This window comes from Pseudomonas sp. 1912-s (assembly GCF_029269205.1).
Lineage (GTDB): Bacteria > Pseudomonadota > Gammaproteobacteria > Pseudomonadales > Pseudomonadaceae > Aquipseudomonas.
The window spans coordinates 61,251-80,346 of sequence record NZ_JARIXR010000023.1 but is presented as its reverse complement, the minus strand read 5'-3'; the positions used below and the strand labels follow the sequence as shown (position 1 = coordinate 80,346).

The 19,096-nt window shown below is 50.7% G+C and carries 9 protein-coding genes and 1 pseudogene; 5 read left to right on the top strand and 5 right to left on the bottom strand.

Annotated elements, in window-relative coordinates; all coding sequences use genetic code 11:
• Positions 1–249 precede the first annotated feature (249 nt).
• The 4 genes from P3C29_RS24200 (at position 250) to P3C29_RS24185 (ending at position 5,475) form a co-directional block, all read left to right on the top strand.
• Positions 250–792: a fimbrial protein gene (locus P3C29_RS24200; protein WP_275965654.1), complete on the top strand. Its 543-nt coding sequence runs from the start codon at positions 250–252 to the stop codon at positions 790–792.
• 68 nt (positions 793–860) lie between these two features.
• The gene (locus tag P3C29_RS24195) at positions 861–1,607 is read left to right on the top strand and encodes a fimbria/pilus periplasmic chaperone (RefSeq protein WP_275965653.1); all 747 of its coding nucleotides are present in this window, start codon (positions 861–863) and stop codon (positions 1,605–1,607) included.
• Positions 1,608–1,642: 35 nt separating this feature from the next.
• On the top strand, positions 1,643–4,237 hold the full coding sequence (locus tag P3C29_RS24190; protein ID WP_275965652.1) for a fimbria/pilus outer membrane usher protein: 2,595 nt from the start codon (positions 1,643–1,645) through the stop codon (positions 4,235–4,237).
• A gap of 179 nt (positions 4,238–4,416) precedes the next feature.
• Entirely contained in the window at positions 4,417–5,475 is a 1,059-nt protein-coding gene (locus P3C29_RS24185; RefSeq protein ID WP_275965651.1) for a fimbrial protein, read from the top strand.
• A gap of 33 nt (positions 5,476–5,508) precedes the next feature.
• Here the strand turns inward: P3C29_RS24185 and P3C29_RS24180 are convergent.
• The 5 genes and pseudogenes from P3C29_RS24180 to P3C29_RS24160 all read right to left on the bottom strand — a co-directional run.
• A pseudogene (locus tag P3C29_RS24180) lies at positions 5,509–5,993 on the bottom strand (IS5/IS1182 family transposase); the annotation flags it as partial.
• A gap of 100 nt (positions 5,994–6,093) precedes the next feature.
• Positions 6,094–6,510, bottom strand: a complete 417-nt coding sequence (locus P3C29_RS24175) for a response regulator (protein WP_275965650.1) — start codon at positions 6,508–6,510, stop codon at positions 6,094–6,096.
• 900 nt (positions 6,511–7,410) lie between these two features.
• The gene (locus tag P3C29_RS24170) at positions 7,411–11,076 is read right to left on the bottom strand and encodes a transporter substrate-binding domain-containing protein (protein ID WP_275965649.1); all 3,666 of its coding nucleotides are present in this window, start codon (positions 11,074–11,076) and stop codon (positions 7,411–7,413) included.
• Entirely contained in the window at positions 11,077–11,703 is a 627-nt protein-coding gene (locus tag P3C29_RS24165; protein WP_275965648.1) for a response regulator transcription factor, read from the bottom strand.
• A gap of 1,826 nt (positions 11,704–13,529) precedes the next feature.
• A complete protein-coding gene (locus P3C29_RS24160; RefSeq protein ID WP_275965647.1) occupies positions 13,530–14,744 on the bottom strand; it encodes an EAL domain-containing response regulator in 1,215 nt (404 codons plus the stop codon).
• Positions 14,745–16,420: 1,676 nt separating this feature from the next.
• Between P3C29_RS24160 and P3C29_RS24155 the strand changes: the two genes are divergently transcribed.
• On the top strand, positions 16,421–19,027 hold the full coding sequence (locus P3C29_RS24155) for an autotransporter outer membrane beta-barrel domain-containing protein (RefSeq protein WP_275965646.1): 2,607 nt from the start codon (positions 16,421–16,423) through the stop codon (positions 19,025–19,027).
• Positions 19,028–19,096: the final 69 nt, after the last annotated feature.

Here is a 19,096-nt window from a genome sequence, read left to right as displayed (position 1 = left end):
GACGTACCCGTTTGTGCGTATCAGGATGCACGGTGACTGTCCTACGGTTAGATCACATTCAATTTCCCAGTCCAGGCCCCAGCACTAGTGAAAATCCCCCCTCGCCCAGGTGAAATTTCCTCAATAAAACGCTTCGCAGATAAACGAAAATCACGTTGTCGTAAATGTGCAAGGCTAGTTTCAATGAAGATATTGAGGGTCTCCCTCGCGTTTACGACAATCATTAGCCCTAACTTTTGGAAGTATCTTATGAGTCGTAAAATAATCGTCCTCGCGCTGGCATCCGCTTTTGGTATGCAGTTCGCAAACGCATCAGACGGCACTATCAACTTCAATGGTGAATTGACAGCACAAACGTGTACGATTGCTGTGAATGGTAGCGTCACCCCTGCCGTCGCTACCGTAACGCTGCCGACGGTCACGACGGCCGATCTGACCGCGGCAGGTCAAACTGCTGGTAAAACAGGGTTTAATATCCAGCTCAGCAACTGCTCCGGAACAGCCAAAACTGCTGCGGCATTCTTTGAGCCAGGTTCTAGTGTTGATCCAGTTAGCGGCAATCTGAAAAATGTCAGTGGTGGAGCCTCAAATGTGAACTTTCAGTTAGTCGACCCTGTTAATGGCAGCGTTATCAAGGCAGGTGACACACTTCAGCGCACCTCTACTTCACGCACTACGTTGAACGCTACTGGCGCGACAACTATGCCTTACGCAGTACAGTACTACGCGACAGGGACAACCACAGCGGGTACTGTCGTAAGTTCTGTAACTTACTCCATCGACTACCAGTAAGTCGCAATGTCTTGGAACGTCCCGGATGCACTTGATGCGGGGCGCTCCAAACTGGACCCGAGGTGTGTATGCTCTACCGTAACCCGATTCCCTACAGTGCTTTCGCGCTGCTGACGATGATGGTTTGCTCATACGCCAACGCCGGCGTTGTGATCACCGGAACTCGATTGGTATACCCGGCTGCGCAGCAGGAAATCACAGTTAAACTTAATAACAACGGCAGCAAACCTGTATTGGTACAGTCATGGATCGACGGTGGTGATCTTACCTCCAGCCCAAGTAATGCCAAAGCGCCATTCGTGCTTACTCCTCCCGTGGCTCGTATTGATCCGAATAAGGGTCAGAGTTTGCGGATGATGTTCAGCGGCCCTCCCCAGCCCAGCGATAGAGAGTCGGTTTACTGGCTCAACGTCCTGGAGATACCACCTAAAGTGCAAGATGATACAGAGACCAATGTCTTACAAATGGCCTTTCGGTCAAGAATAAAAATTTTTTATCGCCCGGACAACTTACCGGGCACAGCCACCGAAGCTATTGAACAAGTGCAATGGAAGATTGTACTCATCAACCAAGGTAAGAGTTACGCACTGCAAGCATATAACCCAAGCGCTTACCATGTTTCTCAGATTGCGCTTACCCTGGTGGATGGAGTCACTCGCGAACCAAGTGAAGACGGCATGATCGATCCTGGGCAGACCAGGCAGTTCCCACTACCGACGCTAAAGAAGCCCCCCTCAAGTTCGGCCGTGGTTGAGTTTAGCGCAATCAACGACTACGGCGCTTTGGTGGCAACCCGTAAACCACTCGTGCCCTGAACCTAATAGCGACTGACCTCACTCACGAGTAACTTATGATCATGACATCTGGCTGGCACGACCTGCCGGTAAGGCGCCGCTTTGCCTTAAACTTACGTACCCGCCCATTTTTAAAAATCGGTGTAACACTTTTGCTAGCGTTCGAAGTGCGTTGCGTGCTGGCGGAAGACACACAGTTCAACAGTGCCTTTTTACCAGAGGGATCGCGCGCATTGGACTTGACGCCTTATCAAAAAGGCAACCCAGTATTAACTGGCGACTATCGCTCCGACATTTCGATCAATGGCCAACTCGTCGGCCGACAGAACATTAGTATCCATAGCCAGCCTGACGGTAGCGCGCCAACAGTGTGTTTCAATCGCGTATTACTACAACTGGTGGGAGTCGACTTCAACCACCTGTCCGCTTCAGCCAATCAGGCGCTGGAAAATAACGCAGTGTGTTTGAACGTTGCGTCATTGATTGATGACGCGAGTGCAACGTTTTTGCCGGAGACACAAACACTGGATGTCAGCATTCCACAAGTCGCGCTACGTCGTGACGCTCATGGCTATGTCAGCCCTGAGTTATGGGATCGTGGTGTCACTGCGGGCATCCTTGGTTACAACCTGAACACCAACCAAAGCAAGACAAACACAGGCAACTACGATTCGGCCTACCTGGGATTAAACGTAGGGCTTAACCTCGCAGACTGGCGCTTGCGCCACGACGGATCAGTGAGCTGGCAGCAAAATACTGGCCGCACTTACCAGACTCTCGACACATACGCACAACGCGATATCACCGCCTGGAAAAGCCAGTTGACGTTGGGAGAAGCCAGTACCAGTGGTGAGATATTTGATACGCTGAGTTTCAAAGGCGTGCGCCTGAGCAGTGACGACCGGATGTTGCCCGAATCCATGCGTGGGTACGCTCCGGTTATCCGAGGTATTGCTCGTACCAACGCCCGTGTGGCAATCCGTCAGTCCGGAAACCTGCTACAGGAAACCACCGTGGCCCCGGGCGCGTTTGTCATCGACGACCTTTACTCTTCAGGTTATGGCGGCGATCTGGATGTGACTGTGTACGAAGCCGATGGGAGCGAGCAGCACTTCACTGTGCCTTACGCGTCCGTTGCTCAATTGCTGCGTCCAGGTACTACGCGTTACAGCCTCACGATTGGAGAAACTCGCGATAATTATGTGACACAACAGGCCAAGCTCTTCCAGGGCACCCTGCAGTACGGTCTGAGTAACACCTTCACCGGTTACAGTGGCTTACAAGCCAGTGACAATTATAGCGGCGTACTGGCTGGTCTCGCGCTCGGCACGCCAATCGGTGCCCTGGCAGCAGACATAACTCATGCCAGCACGGACCTTGAAGGGAAGACGCAACAAGGACAGAGCGTGCGCCTGACTTACAGTAAGAATTTTCTAAGCAGTGGGAGCAATTTTTCTGTCGCGGCATACCGCTTCTCTACCAGCGGGTTCATGGATTTCGACACGGCAATGCAAACTCTCGATGCAGCGCGCAATGGCACAGACATTAACCAAGTTGATCGCCCGCGTAGCCGCCTGTCACTGACAGCGGATCAAAGCCTTGGAGGCTGGGGGCAGGTTGCACTCTCCGGGTCGACTCAAAGCTATTGGAACCGCCAAGGCAATGATATGCAATACCAGTTCAATTACAGTAAGCAGCTAAGACGCTGCAACTATAGCTTCAGCGCTACACGTAGTCGCTTCAGTGAAGGTGGAATGGAAAACAATCTGCTGTTTTCTATCAGTATGCCGGTGGATTTCTTTTCTACGCCAAATACGCCACAACTTACCGCCCGCTTGAGTCGGGATACTAGTGGCAACTACAGCCCACAAGCCACGGTAAGCGGTTCCGCCGGAGCAGATCGTCAATATAGTTACAGCGTAACGGCCGACAGGGATGGCACCAGCAACACCAGTAACACCTCACTTAACGGGCAATACACAAGTTCCAGCGCTTTAGTCGGTGGCACCATTAGCCATGGTGCTGGATATGACAGCCTTTCGCTAAATGCGAGCGGCAGCGTAGTCGCACATCCGGGTGGCATTACGCTAACGCCTTATCGCGGTGAAACCATGGCCGTGGTCTCCGCGCCTGGCGCTGAAGGTGCAAAAGTGGTGGGCTATCCGGGACTGAAACTTGACAGCGGCGGCAACGCTATAGTGCCTTACCTGCGACCCTACGAACTGAATGAGGTGGCCATCGACCCTATCGGCACGTCGAAGGATATTGAGTTCAGTGAAACCAGCCAACAGGTCGCACCGCGTTCTGGCGCTGTGGTGTCGATCAAGTACGGCACCAGCAAAGGGAAAGCCCTGCTGTTGAATGTGAAACTTTCCGACAGCAATCCACTTCCGTTTGGGTCTAGCGTCACAGACATCACCGGAAAGCCGGTGGGGATAGTTGGGCAGCGAGGACAGCTATACGCAAGGATCAATGAAGATGTTCACATTCTTTTGATCACCTGGGGTAGTAAGGACATTGAGCGATGCTCCCTGGCACTGCCACCCGCCCTAAACGACGGCAAGCAACTGCAGGAAGTGGATGCGCTTTGCTCGACAGAAACGCTGAGCGCAAGGCCTGTTGCCGGAATATCGGGTGCGACAAAACAATAATTGGGTGTCGCACTTTTCAGCGAGCCTAGCATCTGGCTAAACAAGATTTCGTCAGGGGGGGAAAGTTGCAGACACACCGTCGGCAGCGATCACCCATTATTAGCTTAAGTAAAAATTTAAACTGATTTATACCCCCAATATCGGACTGTAAATCACTAAGTCCCCGAGGATGTCAGACTATGAAGCGCTTAGCGATCAAGATATTTTTTATAGGGAGTGGAATGCTCGGCATCTGGGCCGGGAGCGCCACGGCTGCCTATGGCGCTGCATTGTTTGCACCGATTTGCACAGGCAGTAATAGCCCATATACTGGCAATATACCCCTGCAAATATCTAGCCTCACGGTCCCGCGGGACACACCCAATGGAAGCGTCATTTATCGTCAAAGCCTTAGCACACCGTCGACGGCGATCTCATGCTCAGGCTTATCAGCGTTTTCTTATTATAATCAATACAGCGCCCAACAAATATTGGCCAGCTCTACTGGGAGCACGGGGTCATATATTGGTGTGTCAGATACAGGTGTTACAGGTATTGGATGGACAATCACTATTGCAGGAACACAACCACAATCAGGGCTAACGCCAAGCGTCGCGTGTGCTGCAATTGCTGCTTGCACAATTAACGCCCAAAACTCTCAGATAGAACTTATTTTGATAAAAACCGGAAATATTTCAGCAGGTACTGTCCAAGGCTCTTCCCTTGGCACAATCTCCGGAAACACCTTCATCAACAATAACATTTTATACTCATTGTTCATATTAGGATTCAGTGGGTCAATCAACATTGTTTCGCAAACCTGCCAAACACCCGACGTACAAGTGAATATGGGCACTCATAAAGTTGGGGAACTTAGCGGTATAAACAGCACCACTGCATGGACACCCTTTACCATAGCATTGCTCAACTGCCCTGCCTTTCAGAGTACCAATTCGCTACAGTATCGCGTCGACCCCACCACTACCATTACTGCGGTGAATAGCACCAATGGGATTCTCAGTATTAATGCCGGCGCTCAAGGAATGCCCAGTGCAGCATCCGGCGTGGGATTGCAAATAGGTTATGGCTCAGGCACACCGTTACCTTTAGCTACATTGCGTGCAAGCGGCGTGGTGCTTAACTCACAAGCCGGCTCCAGTTACTCGATCCCTTTGATGGCCCGTTATATTCAAATCGGCAATACGCTTAGCGCAGGCCCTGCGAATGCCACCGCAACCTTCACCCTGAGCTATCAATAAAGGTGAACACTGAGGTAATTCCAAACACTACTGATCGACCCGCGTCACGTCCGCCACATTCGCCGCCGTGCCCAATAGACTATGAACCCGACCAGATCCGGCGTCGACGTGCGCTTCCATCCCGAAGAATAATATGTAGTTCTTCTTGGCATGATGCATTTCGCAGTCGCGTTTACCGTCGTTGTTCTTGGAATCGTCGCATCGACCAGCGTGCCCTGCCGAGGCATCAAGCCCCGATCGCCCAGATAGTCATTGATGACCTGTAAAATCCCGCCGGCCAACTCGTACTTTTCCAACAGACACCGAAAGTTGAGAATGACGGCCTCGTCAGGAATGCGATCCAGATGTACGCGATAGAACTGACACTGGATCGTGGTCTCGTACAGCGCTTTCAGATAATACGGCTAGGTCAAGGTGATCAAACTCTTCCAGGGCTCGACCTAATCCATCGCGATCAGGAAGCACTCACGGCGGGTTTACTTACGTTTGCCCGCATATTCTGCATCCACGAAGGATATCTATTTCATTGGGGTTCAACCCGCCGTATTGGGATCAGGCAGCTTTTTCACGAAATCACGAAGTCTTTGTTAGGGCGCCCCAAAGGAGCAGTCCAAAACATTAGTACGCGAACGATCGACGCACAGAGTCTTTCCTCGGTGGATCAACCAGGTTCATGAGCCTTTTGATTATCTCATCATCTGGCATGCTTGATAGACTTTGAATAACCTTGGAACTAAACCTTCCGGCCACCATTTTCGCCTCTGCTGGCTGCCCTTCATACACCAATACATGGCGAATGTTGGTGCTGTGCTGAAATAAGTCATCCATATTAAACCTTGCGTTAATAGGGAGCACACTATTGATTAATACTAAATCAAACGGAAGAACAGAATTCTCTACTATGAGCAAAAATTCCTCGAAGGACTCGACCGGCGCTATTCGGTAATAGCTCAAATGATTGAGCATTTTTTCGATGCATAAACGCCGCCAATGCTTAGGATCGACAATTAAGATGCGTAAAGAGGGCGTTGACATTTTTCATCCTTATGTTCGGCGCGGGACGGACCGTTGACCAGTCCATACTGATGTGTAAAATTTCGCGGTGAGCTAGGCCCCTTCGGTATTAGTGCTTCTCACCGTTGTCGCCCCTAGATCCCAATCAACAAAAAGTATTTCCAGCATAGGCAGAGGGAACAAATAGTTATACCTTTGTATTTCGATGTGCAGATAAAGCTCGTGCTGTTAACAGCCCAGGTAGTGATACCGCTTCCAATCTGGATGTTGTGGCACTAGAAAAGAATACCGTTACTGTCGCCACATACTAGCTATACGTTGATCGCAAGGTACGCAGCGTGAGTATTGAGCGCCGACAGCATGCGTATGCTGGCGCACATTGTTTTGTCGCAAATATTAAAAAATTGTTTGTTATTTTGTGCCGATCATTACCTGCAGCATTGCCTGCAGTAAAACATCGAAATTGATAGTTTCACCTACAGAGCTGGACGTACATAGCAAATACCACTGCAAAAAACCCACATATTAAAAGCGAGAAGAAAACAAAATGAAATTAAGCCCCATTAGCTGGCAGATATGGGTGAAATTGATATAGTCTTATTTTGACATCCCATGTGAAGCGGGACGTTTCACTAACAGCGCGGGGAATTTTCACCAACTGCCGTAAAGGAGGCCGCTATTGCCACGCTAGTCAATGCATGCGCTTGGCACATCTGTTACGCTTCATTTCAAAAATTTGCTAGATACTACTGATGCTGAAAAAATTTCTGCAATATAATTCAATGGTGCATTAGTAAAAGCCCTTAGCCATCGCCAACTCGATCTCCCTGTGAGCGAGCTCTAGGCGTTCCCCATATAGAAGAGCCTGCCCCGAGACAGACTCCACTCACCAGTCTATTTATTGATAGCTTCACGGCCACTCTATTCGCGGACAGCTTCATCAATGTATGCCATTATCATTCTCGCTAGAGCCTCCATTGCTTGGTGAAGCGCATCCACAGATTGAGTCAACTTGACATAGTTGCGATCCCCACAGTCCTGCTGCACTAGCTCACAGCACTGGATTAACCCTTGGTCTTTGATAATTCGAGCCCCCCCTTTAATCCTGTGCGTAAGATCAGCGATTCCAGGGAAATCACCTTCGCTGAACAACTTGACCAGACGCGACATATCTTCCTCGTTACTTTTAGCGAGATCGCCCAGCAAATGCACGATTGAAGCACGGTCACCATATGTCAATTGTTCGAGACTTGTCAGATCAATGCCATCGAGTGCCTTTGGTGCTCCTTCTTCAAGAGGGGCCTGTGCAAAAACAGGTACTACGCTTGAAAGGCGACTCGCCAAGGCCTTCATGCCTATGGGCTTGAAAAGACAATCATCCATACCAGCCGCCAGACAGCGATCGACTTCATCTACTTGCGCGTTGGCGGTGAAGCCGAGCACTAAACAGGGATCCGCACCGGAAAGGTCTTCCTCCGCACGAATCTGCCTGACCAATTCATAGCCACTCATGACCGGCATATTGCAATCAGTAATCACTACATCGAAACGACCGCTACGCCAGGCTCTGAGCCCTTGCGCACCATCCGACTCATCGCTGACATTGTGGCCAAGATAATTCAGTTGTTGTTGCAACAGCAGACGGTTAGCTGGATAGTCATCTACTACCAGTACATTCAGCACCCTATCTGGCAGGTCTATTACCATCGAGTCCTCAACCAGTGGCAAAGGCTCGAGGACTGGCAACGTTAGCGCCACATCGATTCGAGTGCCAATTCCCGGAACGCTGTGTAAATTCAACTCACCCTGCATCATCGCGCACAAGGTATGACTAATCATCAGTCCTAGACCTGATCCGCTCCGCTGCTCCTGATTGTCAGCGTCGATCTGGCTGAATGGCGTAAATAGTCGTGCCTGGTCCTCCTTAGAGATCCCAATCCCGGTATCGCGTACGTGAATCCCAACCGTCAAATGAGTACCGTCCGCATCAAGCGTAGCACGCACACTGACCACGACTTTGCCCTCCTTTGTAAACTTGATAGCATTACTTATCAGGTTGGACAGGATCTGCTTGAAACGCAGCGGATCGACGGATACCTCCCGGTCAGCCTGAGTATCGAACTCCAACAAAAGATCCAGGTACTTTTGCCGAGCCAACCCTTCAAACATTCGCATGACGGATTCAACCAGCAGCTTTAAGGCCGTCCTCTGAGGTGTCAGCGTAAGGTGCCCTGACTCGATGCGCACGACATCTAGAATATCGCCGATCAAGCCCAGCAGTCCCTGCGCAGCCCCAAATGCGACTTCAACGGCAAAACGGTCGAGCTCACCTTTGTCAGCCTTTCTCATGGCCAACTCGAGCATGCCCACAATTGCATTCATTGGCGTGCGGATTTCATGGCTCATGGTTGCCAGAAAGGTAGTCTTGGCGCGGTTCGCATTTTCAGCCTCCAGCTGAGCATTCCTAAGATCCGCGAGTAAATGCTCCCGCTCACTGATGTCAATCCAGCCAGCGATTACGCCCTGGACCTCTCCGGCACTGTCGCGAAATGGTAGAACCCAATGAAATCCTGCGATCGCGTCGTCATTTACCTCGGACAACTCGGACAAAAAACCATCCTTAATCTGAGGCTCGCCGCTCTGCATAACATTGAAGTACTCTTCCTCGAGCCTCAACGCCTCTTGAGGATTAAAGCCCTCATAATCGATCACGCGAGTGCCAATCACCTGCTCATAGGCCACACCGCCTAGAGCACGCAAATACGGACTATTACATAGTAACAAACTACCTTGACGATCACGCACAAGAATAGGACAAGGTAAATTATCGATAACGGCCCGCATAAAGGCTATTTGCTCGCTAAGCTTTCCTTCTGCAACATTACGCCTGCCGCGCGGCGATCGCCGTCGTGTATAGACATACCAGTAGAATGCGCATAACAATAACAGCAACGAAGAAAACGCAATCACAAGAGTTTGAATAATCGCTCGCCAGTGGCTCTGCCAATACCCGCTTTCCACTTCCCCACTACCGAACCAATGATTAGTTACTTCGTCTATCTTCTCCGGAGGGATACTCATCAGCACCTTATCGAGAATCGAAGACAGCACCGTTTCCTCACGACTGGTACCAAAAGCAAGCTGTGCAGGCCTAGAGCCGACTGCACCGATAATGCGCAACTGATCCGTGTAGTAGCTCGAAATAAAGTACTGAGCGCTTAACAAAGAGCTGATGGCAGCATCAGCATCGCCGGCGGCAAGTTTCGACATTGACTCCGTTGCGTTAGATGCCAGAACTAATTTTATATCCGGATAGTTTTTTATTATGTACTTCTTCATCCGACTATTTTTAAACAAGACTAATCTTTTACCCCCCATTTCAACGAGACTACCTGAGACACTTGAACCTACACGTCCGACTAGGACGTATGGGCTCGACCAATACGGGCGAGTATAATTTAGCTTTGGGTTGCCCTCATGAAAAGTGGCTGCCATATCGGCCTCGCCGCTAAACACCATATTTAATAACTCTTTGTTTGAGCGGCCAACGACCACGTCAAACTTCAAGGGAGCACGACTACTAATTATATCTAATATGTCAGCGCTGACGCCCCGATATTTATTTTTCTGCTCGAAGAATGTAAGCGGAGGATCCCCGTCTAAAACGGCAACTTTCAACTTCGGGTTGTCGGCAAGCCAACGCTGCTCTTCTGGGCTGAAAGCAATCAGTGCACGTCCCTGCACGACAACAGGAGTCGCACCCCAGCGCTGAATAATTACCATCTTTTCCTGAGGAGAAACAGCATCCAGCGCACGATTGACCACTCTGAGCAGCTGCTCATTTTCTCGCAGAATGACAAAGCCAAGTCCTCCCTGCCTCGTGTCTATAAAAGCATCCAGATGCAGATCGGTGAACCGGTTTCTATTGATCAGGTAGTTCGCGCCAATGCCACCGCCTACATAAACATCCGCTTTACCGAAGGCTAGCGCATTCAACGCCTCATCAGACGAAGAGTAGCGGCTGAGAGTCGCGTCGGGGTAAAGTTTAGCGACCTCAGAGGAAGCTAAATAGTTGTCGGGCATTGCCAACCGCATACCTTTGAGTTGAAGGGGTAACGGCTGGTCAATATCACGTCGAGTCACCAATACGGGTTGATCGTCGGCATAAACCTTTGACAAGACCAATAACGGATCACCTGACTCTGCTGGCCCCCCACTCCCCAAGAGATCAATCTCTCCTCGTTTGAGCGCCAGAGTAGCTTCGGCGCTGTCTCGATAACGCCGCACCTCTATCTTTATATGCAACATATCGGCAAGCAGTTCAGCGTAGTCCGCCGCCAACCCCTCATAATCATCTTTACTCGACTGCAACTCAAAAGGAGGCGCGCCGTCCCTCGAAGTCCCCAAGATCAATGAGCCCTTTGCAAGCAGCCATTGTACATCAATCTCGTTCAAATCTAGCGCCGCTCCCGAAGCATGAGAGCGGCCCTGCAAGACTAACGTTTCGAAAGCACGTTCGTCTTGATCGGCGTAAATTGAAGAACTGAATGCCAGCATCAATGCCAAGCAGCTTGGAAGGCGACTCATTTAAATCAACTTATTGCGTTTAGCAAAATCGGCCAAATAGATCAATGACTTCACGTTTAATTTTTCGATCAGACGATTTTTGTAGTTGCTGACAGTTTTATTACTAAGCAGCATGGCTTCGCCAATTTCCTTATTATTGAAGCCTCGAGCTAACTGCTGAAGGACTGCCAGCTCACGATTTGAAAGCTTCTGCACCAACTCCTGCTCTGAGCTATTTATGTTGATATCACATACCGAACTGGTGGCTAATATGGGAAAGTAAGTATAGCCCCCCATAATGACCTTGATCGCGTTGCTCAGCTCTTTCAAGTCGTCAGATTTAGATATATAACCATGTGCCCCAGCAACCATACAGCGCTTGGCATAAAACATCGGTTCAAGACCGGTCAATACTAATATTTTACTGGGCAACCGAAGTTCCGTGATACGACTGATTACGCCTAAACCATCAAGTAGCGGCATGGAGATATCCAAGAGAATCAGCTCAGGCTTATGCTCGCGCGCCAACTGAAGGGCGTCGACGCCGTTACCCGCCTCGGCTACTACGTCCCCTCCCGCGGCAGTCAACACCATCTTGACCGAGGCACGGATAAAGGGATGATCGTCTACCACCAACGCTTTGAACATAAAACCTCTGTTTGAAAGATAAATCAGTAATAAGCTACGTAAAATCAGTTTTCGCTGCCTAACAGTAGCTTAAAATGGCCAGATTTTTTGTCCAGCGTCAGCTTCGTTTCCGATAAATACGGTAACCTCTGGCTACTCATAAAAGTGTCCTGGGCTCACCTGCAGAGACACATGCCTCTTGAGCGACTGCGCATCCAGAGCCGACAAGCGCATCGTGCATGGAGCGATTACTAATCCCTTTGATTACCAAGTACATTTTAGCTCCGGCAACCTCCAACTTAAGCATAGGGAAAGGCGCTGAGCTGATAACCTCATGGGGGAAATTCGATACCTAAGTCATCAAGCGACATGTAGCTTGACGTAATGAAATCCTAGACTCTACAGCAAGTCAAGTAGCATACCTTTTCTACTTGAACATAAGAACAGAGTATGGGTTTCATCCGCTTGTATCTGTTTTGCAACACAGCCAGCAAACCCACTACATTTATGATACGAAGCCGCAAGCTAGAACGCTAGCCCTAACGTACACTCCACGGCCTCAGATTTAGCTGTACTTTTATAGAACCTTCGGGCAGTTGCTAACGTATTCCATGAATCAGCACCTGAAGCAGTATGGTGTCAAGCAGGTAGTTGGGAAACAATGACGTTTGTACCACATGATTCCTGAATCGAGATCCGTATAATCACCGTAGGAAAATAATCATGCTCTATCGCCAGAACGAATACAGATTAATTAATACTTGACCGAAGTGCATCCGCGTATAACGCGGCGCGATGCAGCCAATCAATTTTTTGTCATGAAGGAGTAAACCAGCAATTTATCTTTCGACAACAGCTTCATCCAATTAACATCCGACAAGCTGAACACTAGTGACTCCCCAATTTCTTATTTCAATGTAAATGCGTTTGAATGCACAAAAAATCTCCAAATTTGAGGGCGCCTAATGTTAACCGCTGAAATCGAAAAAAATCAATGCGAACTCTTTCTCGAATTGGAGCTATTTGGCACTACTGGCTATCAAAATATAGGATGCTTAGGGTGGAAATACTCTGATTGGCACTCAACGCAAAAAGGAGCGGTTCGCATCACTAGATCCGCCTTGCATCCTCCTCCCCTGTAAACCACGCGGTCTATCGTGACAGATTTTCCTCTGAGCAAGCCGAGGAGTTTGCCCTAAAAGCATAGGGAAAATTCACCAAAAGAAAGAGTGAGAACTCACGATATCGTGCTCAAGCGCATTTCTCTGTAATTAACCACTATCTATGGGGGCAAAGCGGGTAATTGAGAAATACCCACATGCCCACGACACGTTACCGCCGTCACATTAGAGCTGTGCTTGGAGATAGCCATTTAGCGCGTTACCACTGCTGGGGCATAAGGATGGAAACCTGCTTCACTTCCTGGCCAGCATCCAAAAAGTAGTTGATCAAACCGGGCAAAAAGATCGGAGGCTCTCCTGCGCAAAAATAGCAAGGTAAGGAGCGCTTAGGCACGCAGAATGCCCCCTCCACCTACCGTAGGGGGGCGGCGGGCATGGAAGACCGGTAGGACGCTGCTTTGGTCTCTGGAGCAGATTACCTAACAGCCCAAACCGCACGCATACCTTAGTGAAGAGATTTTCTGGTATAGGGAGGCACGCCAAGCCAAGCCACAAATCGGCCAGAGATAGCAACATGGCCAGTAGGGACCACGGCATTTTGCCCATTCACTTGACCGAAGTTACTCAAACGCAGATGCGCATGGTTCAGGCTCGATATCCATACGCCTGGAGCGTCCTCATATGCTCACCTCTGGATAGACCGTGAAGCCCCCCCCTTAAGATAGATCAAGCGCTATTAATGAATGCACGCTTCAACTCAAGCCACGCCAACAACCCAATGGCACTCATAGGGCGTGCGCACAAATAACCTTGAGCTAGGGAACACCCAAGCTTGATTAGCAACTGGCGCTGAGCTTCAGTTTCGACACCCTCCATCACTACTGTCATTTTCAAGGCACTACCCAGCGATAGGATATTCTCAACGATAGCTCTGTTGCGCGGGTTGATATCCAAGTCCCGGATGAAGCTGGCGTCGAGTTTGATCTCGGTGAACGGCAGCTGACATAGACGCTCCAACGAGGAGAAACCTACGCCGAAATCATCGATAGACAGCCCGGCACCCATCATTCGTAAGCGAATCAGATTTTCCAAAACCGTGGGCGATGTTTCAATCTGACTGCTTTCGGTAATTTCAAAGGTTAAGCAGGACGCTGATATTTGATAAATCTCAATCAGTTCTTTGATTCGTGTAACTAAAATCGGATTACAAAATTGTTCAGCCTGTAGATTGAACGCAAGATTCAGTCGACGCCCTGTTGCTGCGGTTTTCCGCAACAGTACTAAGCCCTGCTCCAGTTGCGAAAAAAACAGTTCATCCATCAATCTAAATCCGTTCAGCAGCGGCAAAAAGTCGGCTGGACACAACAAGCCATACCGTGGATGCTGCCACCGAGCTAAAACCTCCATGCTGTCTACATCCCCGGTTATGAGGTTAAATTTTGGCTGAAAAAATGCTTGAAATTCGTTACACTTAATTGCCTGCTTCAACTCTAACTTACTAGAGGTATTGAAACAGGCAGGCCGTGAAACATCATTTCCCTGAATATTCTCCATTTCAACAAAACGCTTCATAAGCAATGTAATTGCATGAGAACTGACCAACGTATCGACAAAGCCCAGCACCGCCACACCATGCATTGACAACATGCGCTCGATAGCGCTGTGCAGGTCAGAGGGGTGCACACTGCAGATAATGATCGAATGAGCTAATCCGGCCCGACTGAGATCTTGAATGACCGTTAGTCCTTGGGTGCAATCTAACTTCAAGCTGCATAATACTATGTCTACAGGGCCGATGTGCTTAAGCAGCTCCAGCGCGTCAGCACTATCGGCGACCGCCATGACCTCGTCGCAACCCAGATTCTGAAAAATACGAGTTGCGATAAGGCGCTTGAAAGGGCGTTCCTCGATAACCAGAACACGCAGTGATAAGTAAGGCATAGCAGATACACACGTTATGGGGGTGGGGGGGGCGAGCAGATTATGCGGTTCGCCATCTGGCGTGTATTTGGGAATTATCATCAGGAGCAAGTGGAAATTTCACAGGCACACCGGAAATTTCTGACGAACAAAAAACTTTGGCCGATAACCCGCTATTTGAAGAGGGAAGCCACACTCGGCGTCAACCCAATTCACCCAGCTCCGATTTCAGTGAATACACCGTCTATTGCGACACCTCAATCGCCACTCCAATATCGCAGATGCGCGAGAGCGTTGTCGACGCCTACTCGGCGCAACTGATCAGTACGTTTGCACATCGATAATTTGCCCAAGCCCTTGATTCGCGTACGAGTTCAGTCAGCCCTAGCCAGATCAGTGAGTGCTTTTTGGTAGCCCCCTTCTACGACGGAAGTCAATACGTACCGAACTGTAAAATGTCCCGTTTCCGACGCACCTACGACATCATTATCAAGAAAGGACAGAGATTCAGCAGCATCACGGCCAACCAGATTGGTAGCCATCTCAAATCCCCCGCCCCCCCCCCCCCCATAGATACCTGAGCGATGTAGCATCGCCGACGCTTTGTAATTCGTCACGGATAAGGAACTCCCCCATCGCAAATGTGGCATCTGCATCAGCCCTACCACGGTGGTCGGGATAATCAATTCAGCATCTCGAGTCGGGTGATGAACATCACGACTACGGAGAACTGTCTGTGGGTACTTTGGCGCACTAAGGTAGTGTTGCTAGCCGCCCTATCATTGAGGACCTAGCCGAACTGTTAGTATATTACCATGCAGCAACGTCACTAATTTGCAAGCGGAAAGCCTGCCCTCGAGCATTTGCGACCCCTACGCATGTAGAAAAGGTGCCGTTGCTAAAGCTACTCACAACCAGAACAACTTAGACTTAGACAAATATTAGAACCTCAAGCATCTCAAATGCCGAATACCGAGATGGGAAAGATCGTAGTTTGACCCGCAGGGTATGCGAAACTACCATGAGAACTCTTTTTGTGAGGCGCGCATTAGTGCATGCGCCTGCGTGAGGTCTGAGCTAGCAGCATCTTACTATAGGTGAAATTTCCCCGTGGTCCTAGTGAAATGTCCCACTGCTGGCGAGCTGAAAAACATCAATCATATGGCTTTCGTCATGTCTGTCAGCGCGAGCTTAAATTTATTAAACTCACGCACCCGCTTCGGGATCAACCTTGTTAGAGTTATTTTTAGTTGCTAAACCCGTTCTTCAGCTGTACTTATCTACGCTACAAAAACCAAGGTTTAGGCAGTACTTTAAAAATTCAATTCATCCATATGCACAAGTTTAAAATACTTTACTCTGGATGTGCTTTCAAATATATAAAAACCTCTTCTCCTCGCTCCTTAGAAGCTATGACTTTCAAGCGCCCGGCCGGCCGAACCGCCTTAGCATCCCGCTAACGGGGACAACGGTTCTTTCCTATTAGCTTATAATAGCAATATAACTTAATTCGGAAAATTTTATGGGTCAATACGACACCAAAACGCCGCTAGGAACGTGGCATTGGATTTTTTCGCTAGCCACTAGCTAGCAAAAAATACCTTTTTTTGTGCAAAAATTTATAACCAATATATTATTATGTAGTGGAATTTTTCGCGCATCATTATAACGAAATCAATACAGTGAGAAGGTACCTTATGAATAAAGCGCTGCTAGCCAGGAAAAATGGCATCCTCCAACAAATAGGAGCGTTGTTACTTTTGAGTCTGGTACTACAAAAGGTACAAGCGGCTTGCGTGCTCACTGCCGGCCCGGGCGACGATACCTATGTCTGTGATAGTGGCACTAGTGGCGGCCTCACCGATCTGCAAGGCAATAACACCCTGACGTTACCAGTCGGCGGCGCTGGCACCATCAATGGCAATATCACCTTTGGCGCAGGTGCGGATTCGGTGCAAATCCACTCAGGCGTCATTACGGGCGCGGTACAAGAAGGAGCTGGCATAGATGACTTTGTGATGAGCGGTGGGCAGATTCAGTCCCTCGCCCAAGGAGATGGCAACGATACCTTCCTGATGACCGGCGGCACCATAGTTGGCGCGTTTGAAGATGGCGATTTGGCGCAACAGACTGGTGGCATCATCGGTAGAGTCGACATGGAGCTCGGCAACAACATCTACAATATGTCCGGCGGTGCTATTGTCGGCAACTTAGTTACCGGTTTGGGTAGCGACACAATCATCGTTTCCGGTGGCACCATCGGCGGTAATATTAGCACCAGCAGCGGCGCCGACAGCATTACTGTCAGCGGCGGGGTCATTTCAGGCGAGATCCGTGCCGGCGCCGGCAACGACACACTCAACTGGCTCAATGGCGGCCAGATCAAGTCCGCCGTGCTGATGGGCGAGGGTAACGATACCGCATTGCTCAGTGGCCTCAATGAAACCCTGCTCGGCGCCACGCCTTTGATCGACGGCGGCCTAGGTACCGATCAACTGACCTTCGATAACACCACCTCCAGCACCGCCGCGCGCTATATCGGGTGGGAGACGGTCAACCTCAATAACAATTCGCGCTTTGACCTAGCCGGGGACTTTTTCCTCGGCGACAGCGCCAGCAACACCGGTACGTTCAACATCGATGGCAGCAGCACCCTGGGGGTGACCCAAGGCAGCATCCGCCCCTATACCGCGGGCTCCATGGCCACCCTGGACAACGCCGGCACCATCGACATGACCACACGCAGCAACAGCGCCACCGATACGTTGACGGTGTATGGCAATTATGTCGGCAACAATGGCCAACTGTGGCTGCAATCGGTACTCGGTGACGACAGCTCAGCCAGCGACAAGCTGGTGGTTTCTGACGGCACCATCAGTGGCCACACCCAACTCGCCGTGACCAACCTCGGCGGCGCGGGCGGTTTTACACAAAATAACGGGATCGAGGTGGTGCAGGCGCTCAACGGCGCCGTCAGCAGCACGGACGCCTTTGCCCTGAAAGGCTCGGTGTCTGCCGGGGCCTACGAATACCTGCTGTTCAAGGGCGGCGTCACCGCGGGCACGGAAAACAACTGGTACCTGCGTTCCTCGGTGGTTGCCGTGCAGCCGCCGGCAGTTCCACCGGCACCACCGACGCCACCTGTGGTGGTGCCCGTGCCACCTATCCCGGCCGCGCCTCCGGTGGTTGCCCCGGATGAACCGCCCGTGCAACCACCCACTTCACAACCCGTCGCGCCGGTCGAACTCCCTGCCCCACCGCCCAGCCAGGTCGCGGCGGCAACCTCGCCGGAGTCGGCGGCAAGCAATCCCGTACTGCCAACCGCCATCGCCGGTGCGGAGCCAATTCCGTTGTATCGCCTGGAGGTGCCGGTGTACTCCGTCGTCGTTCCGGCCGCGCAGTTGATGACGCTGCAAGCTCTGGGCACGTTCCATGACCGCCAGGGCGAACAAAGCCTGCTCAGCGAAACCGGGCCGATACCCGCAGGCTGGGGCCGTGCTTATGGCAGCAATTTCAACAAAAGCTGGTCGGGCACGGTGTCGCCGAGTTTCGACGGTTCCATCACAGGCTATCAGGTGGGCCATGACCTCTACGCCTCCGAGACCAGCGGCGGGCAGACCCAGCGCTTCGGCCTGTTTATAGGCCAAAGCCGCCTGCAAGGTGACATCAAAGGCTTTGCAATGGGATTTGAGGACACCCGCTCCGGGCGGGTGAAACTTGATGGCGAAAACTTCGGTGGCTACTGGACCCTTACCGACCCCAAAGGCTGGTATGTGGACCTGGTGGCCATGGGTACACGCTTCGACGGTGACAGCAAATCCGACCGTGACGTGAAGATCGACAACAAGGGCCACGCTCTTGCCCTGTCCGCAGAGGCCGGTTACCCGATTGCTGTCTCTGTACACTGGGTGATGGAACCCCAGGTGCAAGTGATCAACCAGAAGATTGACATGGACAACCAGAACGACGGCATCTCCAAGGTCTCATTCGATTCACAGGACTACTGGACCGGCCGCCTGGGCGCGCGCCTGAAGGGGCGTTACCTGGTGCAGAACACACCTATTGAGCCGTATGTTCGGGCCAATGCGTGGCGCACGTTCGGCGGCAGCGACACGGTAACTTACGCGGATGTCGATCGGGTTAAAACCGATCACAAGTCATCCACCGCCGACTTGGGCGTAGGTGTAGTCGCCAAGTTGTCACCCACCGTCAGTGTGTATTTTTCCGCGGACTACAATACCAACCTCGATGCCAATACGATGGAGGGTGTCAGCGGTAACCTGGGCCTGAGGGTGAGTTGGTAGGTGATAAAGCTCATTGAATTGCCACCGGGCTCATAAGCATATTTGAATGGAGGCATTTGGCTGAAACAG

Coding starts and splice junctions, on each gene's coding strand:
- P3C29_RS24185 (WP_275965651.1), top strand. CDS start 4,417: ATGAAGCGCTTAGCGATCAAGATATTTTTTATAGGGAGTGGAATGCTC.
- P3C29_RS24165 (WP_275965648.1), bottom strand. CDS start 11,703: ATGTTCAAAGCGTTGGTGGTAGACGATCATCCCTTTATCCGTGCCTCG.
- P3C29_RS24160 (WP_275965647.1), bottom strand. CDS start 14,744: ATGCCTTACTTATCACTGCGTGTTCTGGTTATCGAGGAACGCCCTTTC.
- P3C29_RS24155 (WP_275965646.1), top strand. CDS start 16,421: ATGAATAAAGCGCTGCTAGCCAGGAAAAATGGCATCCTCCAACAAATA.
- P3C29_RS24190 (WP_275965652.1), top strand. CDS start 1,643: ATGATCATGACATCTGGCTGGCACGACCTGCCGGTAAGGCGCCGCTTT.
- P3C29_RS24170 (WP_275965649.1), bottom strand. CDS start 11,076: ATGAGTCGCCTTCCAAGCTGCTTGGCATTGATGCTGGCATTCAGTTCT.
- P3C29_RS24175 (WP_275965650.1), bottom strand. CDS start 6,510: ATGTCAACGCCCTCTTTACGCATCTTAATTGTCGATCCTAAGCATTGG.
- P3C29_RS24195 (WP_275965653.1), top strand. CDS start 861: ATGCTCTACCGTAACCCGATTCCCTACAGTGCTTTCGCGCTGCTGACG.
- P3C29_RS24200 (WP_275965654.1), top strand. CDS start 250: ATGAGTCGTAAAATAATCGTCCTCGCGCTGGCATCCGCTTTTGGTATG.